At 46.7% G+C, this 14,110-nt stretch carries 12 protein-coding genes; 8 read left to right on the forward strand and 4 right to left on the reverse strand.

All coding sequences use genetic code 11. The annotated features are described in order from the left end of the window. Positions 1 to 253: 253 nt before the first annotated feature. The 3 genes from ABWV76_RS21160 (at position 254) to ABWV76_RS21170 (ending at position 4,288) form a co-directional block, all read left to right on the forward strand. Positions 254 to 778, forward strand: a complete 525-nt coding sequence (locus ABWV76_RS21160) for a hypothetical protein (RefSeq protein WP_353377164.1) — start codon at positions 254 to 256, stop codon at positions 776 to 778. Positions 779 to 822: 44 nt separating this feature from the next. Further along, positions 823 to 3,342: a TcfC E-set like domain-containing protein gene (locus ABWV76_RS21165; RefSeq protein ID WP_353377165.1), complete on the forward strand. Its 2,520-nt coding sequence runs from the start codon at positions 823 to 825 to the stop codon at positions 3,340 to 3,342. A gap of 70 nt (positions 3,343 to 3,412) precedes the next feature. Beyond that, positions 3,413 to 4,288 (forward strand): hypothetical protein, encoded by an 876-nt coding sequence (locus ABWV76_RS21170; RefSeq protein ID WP_353377166.1) that lies wholly within the window; start codon positions 3,413 to 3,415, stop codon positions 4,286 to 4,288. A gap of 97 nt (positions 4,289 to 4,385) precedes the next feature. Here ABWV76_RS21170 and ABWV76_RS21175 read toward each other — a convergent pair whose 3' ends face one another. Further along, a complete protein-coding gene (locus ABWV76_RS21175) occupies positions 4,386 to 5,069 on the reverse strand; it encodes a fimbrial biogenesis chaperone (protein ID WP_353377167.1) in 684 nt (227 codons plus the stop codon). A 103-nt stretch (positions 5,070 to 5,172) separates the two neighbouring features. Further along, entirely contained in the window at positions 5,173 to 5,439 is a 267-nt protein-coding gene (locus tag ABWV76_RS21180; RefSeq protein WP_353377168.1) for a hypothetical protein, read from the reverse strand. 312 nt (positions 5,440 to 5,751) lie between these two features. On the opposite strand from ABWV76_RS21180, the gene ABWV76_RS21185 reads away from it, so the two are divergent. Together ABWV76_RS21185 and ABWV76_RS21190 are read left to right on the forward strand one after the other, a co-directional pair. Continuing rightward, a complete protein-coding gene (locus ABWV76_RS21185; RefSeq protein WP_020412049.1) occupies positions 5,752 to 6,444 on the forward strand; it encodes a glycerophosphodiester phosphodiesterase family protein in 693 nt (230 codons plus the stop codon). Continuing rightward, positions 6,428 to 7,636 carry a glycerol-3-phosphate dehydrogenase/oxidase gene (locus tag ABWV76_RS21190; RefSeq protein WP_020412048.1) on the forward strand — a complete coding sequence of 403 codons (1,209 nt, stop codon included), beginning with the start codon at positions 6,428 to 6,430 and terminating at the stop codon, positions 7,634 to 7,636. Before ABWV76_RS21185 ends, ABWV76_RS21190 begins: the two co-directional genes overlap by 17 nt. Positions 7,637 to 8,805: 1,169 nt before the next feature. Here ABWV76_RS21190 and ABWV76_RS21195 read toward each other — a convergent pair. Together ABWV76_RS21195 and ABWV76_RS21200 are read right to left on the reverse strand one after the other, a co-directional pair. Beyond that, a complete protein-coding gene (locus ABWV76_RS21195) occupies positions 8,806 to 9,429 on the reverse strand; it encodes an isochorismatase family protein (protein ID WP_353377169.1) in 624 nt (207 codons plus the stop codon). Positions 9,430 to 9,445: 16 nt separating this feature from the next. Further along, a complete protein-coding gene (locus tag ABWV76_RS21200) occupies positions 9,446 to 10,138 on the reverse strand; it encodes a pirin family protein (RefSeq protein ID WP_353377170.1) in 693 nt (230 codons plus the stop codon). A 111-nt stretch (positions 10,139 to 10,249) separates the two neighbouring features. Between ABWV76_RS21200 and ABWV76_RS21205 the strand changes: the two genes are divergently transcribed. The 3 genes from ABWV76_RS21205 to ABWV76_RS21215 all read left to right on the forward strand — a co-directional run bounded on the left by ABWV76_RS21205 (position 10,250) and on the right by ABWV76_RS21215 (position 13,293). Then, entirely contained in the window at positions 10,250 to 11,152 is a 903-nt protein-coding gene (locus tag ABWV76_RS21205; RefSeq protein WP_353377171.1) for a LysR family transcriptional regulator, read from the forward strand. A gap of 566 nt (positions 11,153 to 11,718) precedes the next feature. Beyond that, positions 11,719 to 12,297 (forward strand): SMI1/KNR4 family protein, encoded by a 579-nt coding sequence (locus ABWV76_RS21210; protein ID WP_353377172.1) that lies wholly within the window; start codon positions 11,719 to 11,721, stop codon positions 12,295 to 12,297. Positions 12,298 to 13,071: 774 nt separating this feature from the next. After that, positions 13,072 to 13,293, forward strand: a complete 222-nt coding sequence (locus ABWV76_RS21215) for a hypothetical protein (RefSeq protein ID WP_353377173.1) — start codon at positions 13,072 to 13,074, stop codon at positions 13,291 to 13,293. The last annotated feature ends 817 nt before the right edge of the window (positions 13,294 to 14,110 follow it).

Here is a 14,110-nt window from a genome sequence, read left to right on the forward strand (position 1 = left end):
AAGGACTGTTAAGGCGCGGGATTATAGCGCTGGCTTGCCCCTGGGCCCAGGCGGTATTTTTTCAACAAAAAGATGCTTTTCGTGCCATAGCTCAAATAAAGTACACAATTGACGTGACTTGATTCACGAAAAAAGTATGATTGCCGCCATAAACATGGAATAGCTTGACTAACGCAATAGCCCTTATTGTGCAGGGATTTCCGTGAGCAACTTTTCCTCAAAATGATAAATCAACGGCTCAGGAAGATAGGCCATGAAAAAAAATGTAGTTCGTTCTCTGGTCTCTGCAGTCGCAGCAGGCTTACTCTTCAGCGCTTCAACGACCTCAATGGCTGCTGGCGCTAGTGCAGATAGTACAATCACCCTGAGCATTACCCCTGCAATTGAAATTAGTGGAGTCGAAGACATCCTAATTACAGTTGACGATCTTGGTGACAGCGCAGAAGGTGACGATACCTTTTGTGTGGCCGGCTTCGGCTTCTCAAAATTTAGTATCACATTTCAAAGTGATAACACTGACAGTGATACTGCATTTAACCTGAAGGGGAATGGTATAGATGTCGGTTATAGCGTTGGCTTCGTAAACGACACCTCTAATCTCTATCAGGAAGTAACAAGCGGTACTCCCGTTACCAACTTGGATAGACAGGCTGCTTCCTGTGGCTCAGACAATGCTCATTTCCAAGTAACTGTGGATCAAAATGAATGGCAGCAGGCCGATGTGCTAAATGGCACAACTTACACTGATATTCTCGAAATTACCGTAGCTTCCGAGTAATTTAGAGGGCAGTTGGACTCTAGCAACTGCTCCGACAGCTCCTTATGGCAGGACGTCACCCGAGAGGGCTGGCGCTGGCTTTTTGCTTGGCGCAAGCCCTTCAATCTGATGCCCTAGCGGCAACAGCGGCTACCTTCTTGCTGGAAACTTCAGCGCCGGAAGGATTTGATGCGCTGCTAGTCTCCGAACATCTTGTGGTTGATCTCTATTATGGTGGTAAGGAAATTGGGGCCGCGCAGGTTTCAGTAGAGTCTAACCATATCCGCTTTGATTCCCCCGAATCTGTACTCGCCCTTCTGCCAGAAGTGAAAGACCCTGAACGGGTACTCACTTTACTGGGAACAAGCCAGTCCAAAAATACACAATATATCTGTCACTCAGCTAGACAAGTGAACTGTGGATACCTGCTGCCTGAGGAGTTCGCAGTTATCTATGACGAAGAGCGTTTTCGGCTTGATTTGTTTTTTGCACCGGAACTGTTGCCTCAGCAAGCAGCGATTAAAGACCCTTACTTACCGGCTGCCAGTAGTGACTTCTCTGTAATTCAGAATCTAAGTGGCACCTGGAGTGGTGTCGAAAGTGATTGGAGCCCAAATAGTTACCAGGCAACATTGAGCGGCAATACCATTATCAGTTTTGGTGAGAGCGCGCTGCACAGCCTCTGGTCCAACGCAACAGAACAGGGTGGCCGGCTTCATAACTTGCACTGGAGCAGGGATTTTCGTGGGCAGGCCTATTCAATAGGGTTATTGCAGCCACAAGGTGGGCTTAATTTTTTTAAGGCTCAAGAGACTATATACGGTTTGGAGTTGCGAAAGTCCCAGCGAAGCCGTACCGATATTAAGTACCAGCAAGGAGCCCCACTGGAAATTAATATGCCAGTACGCGGGCGGGTTGAAGTCTATCGGGATAAGCGCCTGGTTCACACAGAACTATTGGAGGCAGGTAACCGTTTATTAAATACCTCCACTATGCCGCATGGTGCCTATGAAGTGGAGATTCGTACATATGATGAGACCGGGCGAGCACTCAGCCAGCACACAGAATTTTTTGCCAAGGACTCGTTGCTGCCGGCTCCGGGAGAGTGGTTGTGGAGCTTCCAAGCAGGGTTACCCACTCTACCCTACAATACCGGCACTTTGCCCGAGTATTATGATGAAGGACTGGTTCAAGGCTCGATTGCGCGCCGCCTTTCAACCGGCACAGGACTATTCGCGTCAGTAGCTACCACCGAGAAGCAACAACTGGCAGAGGTTGGCCTGCGCTGGGTGGGGCAATATCTGGAATTTTCCCCAAGCCTGGTTACTACCAGTGAAGGCCGTAATGGCCACCGTTTTCAAGCTCTAATCAAAACGCCTTTTGCCACCATAAATGCGATGGAGGCCAGGCTTCCAGCAAAAGACCAGCGGCCTTTCGATAACAACTATCAGCTTTTACCCGGAGGGTATTCCCAGCGCAGCTTTAGCTTACAAAGCGGTATTCTGGGTGGGCATCTTTCCCTGCGCCATAGCGAGCGGGACAAAGCTCAAAATCTATTACCCAATGATTTCACTCTGGATAACACTGCCGATGGAGCACGTAAACTAACAACCCTGGAGTTTCGCCGCACTTTCTTTCAAAGCGCAAATTGGCTAGGCAATGCCAGCTTCTCCTACGGCAAAGCAGATGGGCTGCAATATTCCAACCTTGGTATCGAGTTCCGCCTGCGATCAAAACACTGGCAGCACACCGCTAATTTGCACAGTGAAAATAGTGATAGCGGAACAGACGGGGAACGGTTGGCTTTTCATACCCGCTGGCGTGACCGTGACTTATGGGCACCAGAGTTTGAGCAGAAACTCTTTGTTGAAAAAGCACCGGGGGCAAATTACCTGGAAAGCCGTACCCACCTGGCGGGACATATGGGCTATGCAAGTGCCACTGTCGGTTTTACTCATGATGATCAGGGTGATGCCATTAATTATCTGGGAAGCTTTAGCACCAACTTGATTTCCACAGGTCGAGAGCTGGCCTGGGGAGGCGAAAGGGCATTGGAAAGCGCAGTTATTGTCGATATTGAAGGAAGTGATCAACAGAATTTTGAAGTACTGGTGAATGGTGTTCGGCGCGGCTATGCCAAGGGTGGTAACAAATCTGTTATTAATCTACCGGCTTTTAAAAGTTACGATTTGTCACTGCGCCCGCTTGAACAAGGCTTCTTTGATTTTCGCGAGAGAAGTGAAACTGTCACCCTTTATCCCGGCAACGTAAGTTCAGCGAGCTACCAGATCTTGCCCCAAACACTGGTTTTAGGCCGACTAAGCGATGAAGGCATAGGAATAGCCAACATTCAGGTTTTCATCGGCGACCACAATACTGTTACCGATCAATATGGCGTTTTCCAACTGGAAGTGAGTGGCGACCAGCAAACTCTAACCGCCCAGGAAATTACCTGGAGTAACTGCCGCATCCCTATAAAAATCCAATCCGGTGGGGAAAACTGGCTAAATCTAGGCACCATTGAGCAATCTCGCGCTCTTTGCCAAATCGAATACACCTCGGAGGCAAAAGGTGTACACCACTAAAACACTTCTAAAAAAAGCTATTTGGCCTGTTTATTTTATGCTTATCCTAGCTATGGGATTGGGCTTACCAGTGAATTCGCAGACCAGTTGTTCCAGTAATGGTAGTTTACGCACTTGTAATCTTGGGGGATCCCACACTTTAAATTACGAAACAGCCCCCAAGGATATCCCTTTCACCTTACGCAGTCATCGACGCGGTAATGCCTGGTCGTACTATTTAGAAATATCACCGCTAAACGGCAATACTTTTTCACTGGTCTCAGATAACGGAGAGCAGATTGATATTTCTATAACATTCACTTCCAACGGAGGCATTACAGAGGTATTAAATCCAGGAGTTCTGGCCGGCTCCTTTGGTGGTACCACAACCGATACAGGTGCTTTTCTTTCTATCGAGGTAGATGGTTCTCTCATTCCATCTTCCAGTCGATACTCTGGCAACTTTCAAATGGAACTAAGCCAGTATTTTTTAATTTTCCCCATTGATACAGAAACCATAGAGTTCGACATAGTCTTGGAAGTAGAACCAAATATTACTATTCGCAACCTGGGAGATATCGACCTGAGTAATTCAGGCATCACTTTGGGCCAGATTATTAAGGGATCAGAAGATTTCTGTGTAGGCGGTATCGGATTCTCCAACTATACCGTTAACCTTAGCAGTAGTAATGGCAGTACCGGCGGTGGTGGAAGCAGCGGTTATGAGTTAGGTGGATCAAGCGAAAATATACCCTATACAGTAACTTTCTCAGATGACTTAACGGGCACCAGCGGCATAGCGCCCGGGGGACTCGGGGACGTGCCTGGTAGCTTCTCCCGCAGGACTGATGAGTCCTGTATTTCTGACAACGCGAGAATCTATATCAGCGTCTCCCCGTCAGACTGGGAAAATGCCAACGAACCGTTTTATACCGATGTTTTGACGGTGACGGTTAGTAGCCAGTAGATTTACCACAGGAGCCAGCATTAAATAAAACCTCTCATGGCAGAAAAATATAAAAAGCCACTAACTTTATTAGTCGCTATATCGAAAAAAATTTAGGCTAACTGTTAAGAGGGAAACGAACCCTTTCGCTTTTGCGCCCACGTAACAGTACTTCCAACTCCCCATCTTTTGGAATGTCCTCAAGTGAGAGATTAGTTCTGGCATACAAACGGCCCGATACATTCAATTTCCTACAGCTTCCATCGTCGAGGCAATGACGTACTTCAACAACTTCAATATTGATATTGCCATCATTAACCAGCTTGTAGCTATCTCCTTCCCCAACAAGCTCAACTTTATACTGGCCGCTGCTTGGCTGCACAAATACCAAGGCCTGGTAGGCTACGAGTATTTTTAAGGCCGTTTGCTCAGTTTTGATTTTTCCGACAACTGGCTTAAACGTCACCCGATAAACTTTCTCTTCTTCCAGGTCACGATCCAAGGCCATCAGGCGGAAACGTCTTCTTTCTCCTGGTGCCAGGACAGCCTTGGCCGGGCTGACAAGAAGCTTGAATTCATCGGGGTTCACCACCCTTACACGCTGCTCATTCTCCTGCCCGGGGTTATCCACCCGGAAAATCTCTGTTTGTAAGTACAGAGTCTCATTATCCGGGTTGGTGATTACAACGTCATCCCGAGCACTGGGAGCGTCATCGAGGTAAAGGATTACTTTGTCTAGAGACATCGCAGCCAGGGCTGGCTGTGAAATTGCCAAAAGCAATGCAAGGAATATCTTTTTCATAGGAAAGTGAATAACTCGGCATTCATTATTCTGGTGGCGGTATTTTACACTAGGAGTGGGCGGCAGTTGGCTTTATTTACCAATCAAGCCTTGGGAAAGATAATTATTTCTCTGTAATAACCAATTGAGAGTAATCTTTCAGTCGCACTTCAGAGAGGCAATTTCCAGCCCCCAGTGAAAGCGGCTTCTGCTGTTCACCTTCATCCAACCCAGTTGCGACCAAGGAGAAATGCTGTGTGGGAATCTGTCTCAAACACAGCTCGCGCTTAGCTCCCTTCTCAAACTGGCGCCACTCAGCTCGGGTGGGCAATATCAATATAATCCGGGCGCTAGCGGATACTGCATTGCCTGCTGCGACAATACTTTGCATTGAAGATGGCGCCACCCTAAAGATGAGCTGCACCAAAGCCAGCGTTAAACTTCCCACCATACCTCTCAGAGCCCCAGCACCATCACATTTGCGTAAACTGCAGTTGGCGATCCAGCCTAATTCAATCCCTAATGCCGGCTCATGGTACCAGGCGCCAATATTTCAGCCCCACCATGCTTGCAACAACTGGAGCACAGTCTATTTTTCCTGTAAGACCCGGGGCCTACCCAGGTCGGAAATACCCATTGGTGACAGGGGCCGCTCGCCCCAAATCCAGCCGACAATAACACCCGCTTTCCGGACTTTACTCACATGCTAATCGCGCACCGAGGCGACAAGACCCGCCAACCGGAGAATACAATCGCCGCCTTCGAAGCAGCCCATAACTTGGGGGCCTGCGCAATCCAGTGCGATGTCCGCTTCAGCCTGGACGGAACACCCTGGTGTTTCCACAGCGATACACTGCAATTGCCCAGCGATAAGCGCGTGCACTTCTTTCACGAACTGAGGGACTCACAACTACACCACCAGCCCATCAACTCATTTATCCAACTGGTGGACTGGGCAAGCTGTCATCGCCACCTGGACTGGTTTGTAGGGATTTCCGCATCCAATATTACCGGCATCGGTTTCACCGCAGCAGTGGAAAAGCTGCTGGACCTCATGCGTAATGAACGCGAATCCTTCGCCCTGCTCTCCCAGGACTGTCGCAGCTTACGTGCTGCACGCAATATGGGTTGGCACAGGGTGGCACTGCAGATCAGCTGCGTCTCCCGCTGTCTATCGGCAGATATTGTTACTCTTGCACCTGAGTATCTGCTGATTCGGGACAGTTTTGTTGAGTGCAATGAACTACCACCGGGGCCTTGGCAGTGGGTTGTTTATGAAATCAACTCCACAGAGGAGGCCGTTCTCTGGCGTAAACGCGGCGCACACCATATCCTGACCGGTAACCTGCCATTATTAATGCGCTCCCGGGAAGCGAGTGATGTCTACGGATTTTGACGTTCTAGTCGTCGGCGCCGGAATTCTCGGCGCCGGTACCGCTGAGGCCCTGGCCCAAGCCCATCACTCTGTCGTCATTTTAGAGCAGCTGGGGATTGCCGCTGCGACCTCCTCACGCTCTTCAAAACTGATTCACGGTGGCTTGCGATATCTGGAAAGCGGACAATTCCGCTTGGTTTATGAGTGCCTGCGCGAACGCAGCTGGTTACTGGATAACAAACCTCAGCTGGTGCGCATGGTGCCTTTTTATATCCCTGTGTATCGCAACAGCAAAAGATCTCCCTGGATGGTCAGACTGGGGCTCAGCCTTTATGCCCTGCTCTCCGGTATTCGAAATGGCGACTCTAGATTCCGATCCCTGCCTAGGTCTGAATGGGATACCCTGCCCGGTCTAAAGCGTGAAGATTTACTTGCCGTATTCCGCTACTACGATGCACAGACAGATGATGCCGCCCTCACCCGTGATGTGGTTGCATCCGCAATTGCCCATGGTGCACAGATTATCTGTCCCGGCAGTTTGGTAGGAGCGGAGGTCACTGAAGATTGTGTACGGATTGACTATGTGGCCGACGGTAAACTCAACACACTGCGCACCCGTGCCCTGGTCAACTGCAGCGGCCCCTGGGTCGCCACTACAAATGCTCGCTGCTCACCGCCAGTCGCCCTTCCACCAATAGATCTGGTCGCAGGCACCCACATATTGCTCCCGCTATCTCTTGGCAACAAAATCTTTTATGTGGAAGCTGATGATGGGCGCGCAGTTTTTGTGATGCCCTGGCAGGATAAAACCCTGGTGGGCACCACAGAGCGTCCTTATTGTGGCGATCCGCGGGATGTGTCCCCCACAATTGAGGAGGAGTCCTACCTGCTGCGCACTGTGCAGCAGTACTTCACCCAGACTCGCGGGCTGCAAGCTGAAGATATCTGTGAAAGCTTTGCCGGTCTGCGGGTACTACCTGAAGCGGAGAAAAGCCCATTTGCACGCTCAAGGGAATCTATGATCTGCTGCGATGATGAGCGCAAACCTCGGATTCTCGCCGTAGCCGGTGGGAAACTCACCAGCTACCGCGCCACTGCGCGAAAACTGGCACGGAAACTCGAAGCCACTCTGCAGGATAAGGCAACATCAACTCACGAAAGCACTGAAACCTCTAGCCATTCCAGCACCTCTGAGCGGGAACGGAACCTCTAATCGATCAAAAGAATTCAATGCTTCTCTCGATTAACCGTAATAAAGTCCCGCGCAGAGCTTAATTCTACGATAGCAAAATAGGGACGTGGTAATTTTCAGTGAAAATATCAGTGGAGAGGTCGGCAGCCAGTTATGGAAAAACCATACAAAACTACAGTACCTTCTAATCAAACCTCTACTCTAACCGAATTTCTAAAGGAACAAAGAGTTTAGGTATTTGGCACTACAGGAGTGGATTAGTTTTACCGAAAATCTATTGAAGAGCAGTACTCATGTGAGTAACAAGTTTCAGCCAGCAGAGAGAAACCCTTTGCACCCGCTGGCTTATTGCCCCCTACTTCTAACCTTCCTCTACACTAGAATTCATTACAGCTACACACATGCTTCCAGGGCCTGAGCAAGGCCCTTGTAATACATAGGTGGCTCGCTTATCACATCCGGCAACACCATATGTTCTGGTACCCAATTGGTGGATAGTTATAGATGAAGCATCACAATTTAAGTCAAAAGGCGCCCTCTTAGAGACGGTTTCTTTCATCAGAGTAGTGCAACCTCCCAAAGCCATTGCTGCAATACTCAGACAGATTAGTTTACTTCTCATACTTAATTCCTTTTATCAGATATACTCTTAAAAACAGCAAGCTATCAATTTTTTCTGGCTAGCCATACTTCTAGGAAGATGAAAAATAATACGCTCTAACGTAAGCTGCATCAATATAATGATACTTCTGAAGTTTTTATCTGAGCACTCAATAAGTTATCAAATATATAGCTAGAGTGGATGCCGCCATTGTTTTGAACCCAGGTTATCCACTTTCCTAAAGGATAGTGCCTTCCCCCTCGCCTAACCAGATAGGGGCAATAGTACCGAAAAAAGCATTACCTGCAGAAATACCTATGAACAGCAGACCCAATATGCTTGTTATTGATATATTTAACAGCATACAAAGCTAAGGGTAAAATCAAATAGCTAGTAACAGGCACAATTATACCCACTGCAACAACTACTTGGAGGAATTTTTGATCTGGTAAAATTTGGGCCACTCCATCGGGAATAAAATATACGAGGGGCACCAACGATAAAAAAGTGATAAATACAACGAGATGCCTGTTGTGGTGACGCATGGACTTTCTCCCACCCCTCTTATTAACACAAGAGGGGCTCTGAACTACTTTTGGTTAGTTGCACTAAGGTAGCTGTTGTATACCCAGCGGTATGTAGTGTGCTGAGCTAATATTTCGCCGAGTTCCATTCCTTGTTCACTTCGCCAATCGTCCATTATCTCTGCCAACACAGATGACCAGGTGGCAACCTTAACCCCCGCTTGGCTCATACGATGCATAGCCGCTTGCATAACGGTGTTATTCCAAGTACCAGAGGCATCTACCACAGCATATACATCATATCCTTCTGCCACGGCAGAAATCGCGGGAAACATCAGGCAAACATCTGTAACGATACCTGCCATAATAATTTTTTTACGGCCCGTCGCTGCTATAGCTCGTTTAAATTCTGGGCTTTTCCAAGCATTTATCTCACCCGCGCGCTCAATTATTTCATCGCCCAAGATATCTGTTATTTCTGGCATAACTGGTCCATTCGGACCGTCAGGCATACTTGCAGTAACAACAGTGGGCATGTTTACTGTTTTAGCAAGACTTGTCAGCCCCTTAATATTCTGGGTCATTAGATGGGGATCCATATCCCGACAACTCACCAGCAACCCTGTTTGATGGTCAACTAACGCCAATACAGAATTATCTACCGTCAATGTCTCAACGTACTTATTCATGCATTTATCTTCTCATTTACTGATTGGACTTCCTAACTACAATGGCACTAATATCGGTATCCGCTATTAATTTACCGCTGTAACTTCTGATCAAATCTCCATCTGTTACAGTCTCTTTTTGCTCCTCTTCAATAAATCGGCCGCTACCTTTGGTTAGATACACCAGAGATTCACTGTTAATTGATAGTTGCTGATCCGCCGATAAATTGGCAATTTCAATAATCGTACTGCTATCGAAAATAATTGTTTGGTTCTTATTTCCCCCATAAATTCTAGTAACTCCACTTTCGGCAGGTATGTAATACTTGTAACCAGCGGCCTGGCCAGGCGCTGTAGGTAGAACCCATAGCTGGATCATTCGGTTTTTCCTGGTATCTGGATTTACTTCATTGTGAGTAAAACCCTGACCTCCCGCCCGCTGGACTTGTACGCCACCTTTTTCCAACCCCCTGCCATCTTCTAATGAGCCTTCATGCTGTATACGCCCATTTATCATCACCGAGATAACATCTATCTCATGATGTGGATGCATGCCCGTTTCACCACGGGATTTAAAGCGCGCATCGGCCAAATACACAAAGTTATCCAGGCCTTCAAAGGTATTTGGGCGTTTATGAGGGCCAAATACACGACTGTCGGTTACCAGCCTGTGCTCTTTTAGCCCAGCAAAACCACCTAACGGTAACGAGTCACGAGTGAGAATCTTCAAAATGTGCCTCCCAGACATTTGCAATACGGGAGCATCTTAGGTGCAATCTATTGTTTGATATATACTAAAAAATGAACAAAATTATTTCATTTTTAACAACAATAGATTTCCATGATTCACGACTTAAACGATATGATGGTTTTTTTGGCGGTGGTAGAGACAGGCAGTTTTACTCAAGCTGCAGACCGTCTGGGAATTCCAAAAGCCAACGTAAGCAGAAAGGTCGCTCGGCTAGAAGATCGACTATCCGTCAAGCTATTAGAACGTTCTACCCGCTCCCAGGCTTTAACAGAAGCAGGAAGAAAGTATTTAAATCACTGTAAACGTATTGAAGAAGAAATGATGCTGGCAGAGGCCGAAGTTTCTGAGGTACTACAAGTTCACCGCGGTCCTATTAAGGTTGGCGCATCAATCACTATCGGCCAGCAAATCCTAAAACCAGCCCTGGCAATTTTTTTGAATCACTATCCAGAAATACAAATGAATTTGAGCCTGGTGAACCATCGGGTAGACCTGATCGAGGAGGGTTTTGACGTTGTTGTACGGGTTGGGGAAATGGATGACTCAAGGCTGATTGCGAGGCCCCTCGGTCACGCCTGCAGAAAAATTTATGCCAGCCCTGATTATCTCAATAAAAATGGTACACCTTTAAATATCAAAGAACTTGTACATCACCAGTGGCTATTTATGAACGCCTTGGGTAATGAATCAAAAATTATTTTGCAAAATGGAAATAGGGTTTTTCAACAAAAAATAAAACCGAGGTTTTACTCAGATGACCTCTCAACTATTAAACAAGCAACAATTGATTCTTGTGGTATCGCAGTCTTACCAGATTACATGTGCTTTCAAGAAGTTAAAGAGGGCACTCTTATTAACCTACTACCAAAATGGAGCATGGAAAGAATAGGTATATATGCACTGCATCCCCAAAATCGCGCCAAAATTGCAAAGGTAGGTGCTTTTATAGAATTTCTATCAGATGTATTTGAGCGAAAAGGCTTACGATTCTGATTTTTTTATACTGGTTTCCTATCATCAACTTGGTACCTCTTCCAAATATCTTTGACCTTCATGAACAAAAATCCTCGGCCATTAGATTTATCTATCGATGACTTGCATAGCAAGCCCTGTCCATACAGGGGCGCCATAATGGTTACCGTAGGATTGGTATCCAATAAACGGCCCGGCCGCGCTCTATTTTTACAGTTTTCCACAGCACCCCTCCTCGTCAGCAAAAACATCAACCCCGCCAGTCTCCCCAACGCCTCACCAATGAACTTCAGGAGCCAACTGATGGGGGCAAACCGTACCCAATTCAAACCCTACATATAGATTATCAACGTGGTAAAGTTGTCAACTTGAATATACCTTGGCATGCCCCACCTTCTATAGAAAGTACCTATAGAAACTACAAAACCCTCACTACCCCAGAAAAGCTAATCAGCATACTCATCGAGGGATACATCGATACCAATCACAATGGAAGAATGCTACCTTGGCTAATTAATTACTCAATTGGTGACTCTGGTTTGCCATGGTATGCTGATTTCATAGCAAGGAACAATGAGATACTAGATATGAAGGATTCTTGGGAGGTTATAAAAGGGAAGCTTTCTCAACTTGGCTGTTTAGATAAGTTGAATTTAAATTCAGGCTGTTCACAAGGCGAAATTGAGGTACTAGAGCAGCACTTAGGTGTTGAGCTACCGGCTGACTTAAAAGAATTTTTGTCAGTACATAATGGTCAGTTTTTTCGGGGGTTAGGCCTTTTCTTTGAATCACAATTTCTATCAACCTCTGAAATTGCACAGCGCTGGGATAGTTGGCGAGAGCTGGATGAAGAAGAAATGAATGAGGACTGTGCTGATTACATGCGGTCCAACCCGGAGGGCTTTATAAAACCCCTATATATTAATAAGTTTTGGATTCCATTAACTTTTGATTGGGCAGGCAACCATATTGGTATCGATTTTGACCCTGCTGAAAAAGGCATTCCTGGCCAGATAATAGCTTTTGGCCGAGATGAGGATACAAAGCTCTTGATTGCCGAGAACTTCACTGATTTTATTTCAAAGTTTATTCAGGCGTTAGATACAGCCAGCTGGAAGGAAGAGAGGTTTCGAGGGGAGTTTAAAACGTTAAGTAGCTTCCAATAAAGCCTATCTGTCTGGTAGCTCGGTTATCCTGATGAACCCAGTTTAATACGCTAAGCGTTTGCTCTACCATCCCAGCCAGATTTGTATCGGCATCACCGTTATCTCGTAACGAAGCAGCGGTTGCCAACCTGCCAACCACTGCTCTGTTCATATAATGCAGACCATCCGCTTTATTCAGGGCCGCTTTGGCGGGGGAAAGTTGTCAGCCAGCTTCTCCATATAGCGAGCGAACTGGCCAGCTCAGCCGCTGGCTCCGGTGTTGACCAAACTCTGGTCGCTTTTGCTCCGAACAAGTAATCACCCGTTCAGAGTCACCATTGCCGCAATAGAACAATGGACAACCCGGCAGTTAACTACTTTGACAATACGGCTCGCCATCAAGTCAGCACGTGATCCGGAGAAGCTAAGGGTAACATTTCGAGCCGTGCTGACACCCCGATTCAACAACAACAGGCCATCCCGCCATAGGGTATGGGTTTTACATCCCATATAATGGCGGGCTACTCTGTTTTTAATAGTCTTTTACGCCGCAGTTTATGTCTGAATACAGTACCCACCGCTTTTGCACCGCGCCACTTTTAGACTGGATCCATCCAAAATAAAATATATATAAATCAATAAGTTAAAGATTTAATATATTTATTGTACCAGTCTCGTACCATAAATCTGATATTTTTCTTTGTAGCAGCGCGGTGATCGACCTCTATTCGGCGAGCTTAGCACCATCCACTAACATGAACTCAAGTCGCGACCAGAGGTAAATCCTCCCACCCAGTGATATATGTAGGCGATGGCCAGAACACGGTACAGACTCACGGTGCCGGTGACCCAATATCCAGTGTTTATGTCACTACTAAAACCCTACAGACCGATGACGGCGAAGCGGTAAACGTCGCCAACCATATAGCAGGCCTGTTATCTGACTGTAGTGTCAAAGTGGCCAACCGCTTGGCTGTGCATAGCTCGATTGCGACTATGGCGATACCAAGTGGTTAATACTGGCCGTAGTTATCAGTAGTAGAGTGGGCGTATCACCAGTGCGAAGGCCCGAATTATAGAGCCATGACTTACATCCACGGAAAGATCCCCCCTAACTTATTGATTTAATTACGGGTAAAATATGCTCAAGAGCGGGTAGTTGAATCAGGCAACGTGGGCCAGTGGCTCACTATCTCCGGTTATTATTTGAACGAAAATTTATAACCTACTGTAAATAAAAGCTTTTTTACTTAGCTTGAAGGGGCTACTTAGGAAATAGTGGCCAAGTGGATAATGAGCCACTGGCTCATTAATAAACTGTTATAAGGCACACAAGATTCAACCATGGGATTAATAGAAGCAATACTGTTAGGAATACAGTTTAAGAGGTTACAAAAGCCTCTAGTGTTCTTTTCTATGCTCATCAGTCTCGTTGCATTCAGTATTTTCGGTGTTGGTATAATCGGAGCACTAATTACCGAGCTTGCATCTACTGACAAAGAGTTCACTCTTCAACTAGTTGGTGCAAGCTTTGGTCTGCTTGCCATATCAGGTATCTTTTTTGGTCTGGCGTGGGTATGTGGTTACCTGATAAAAAGGTGCTTCGAGTAATGCCATATAACAAGTTGCTCAAGTGCACTCCGGCCGCAAAAAGCGCGGCCTCCGCGGGACAGCCTACACTGCGTTTCGGCTGCCCCTTAGCAAGGCGTTAGCATTCAATCATCATGTGGAAGATTTACGCAGTAAAAACAATATATAGAACTGAAACTAGCGGGAAAGCCTTCTCGAAAAGTGAAGGTTACTCTGAAGATTTCGACATGGTAGAAGAGCGCAT

Source organism: Microbulbifer sp. NBRC 101763 (genome assembly GCF_040371615.1).
In the GTDB taxonomy this organism is placed as follows: Bacteria; Pseudomonadota; Gammaproteobacteria; order Pseudomonadales; family Cellvibrionaceae; genus Microbulbifer; species Microbulbifer variabilis.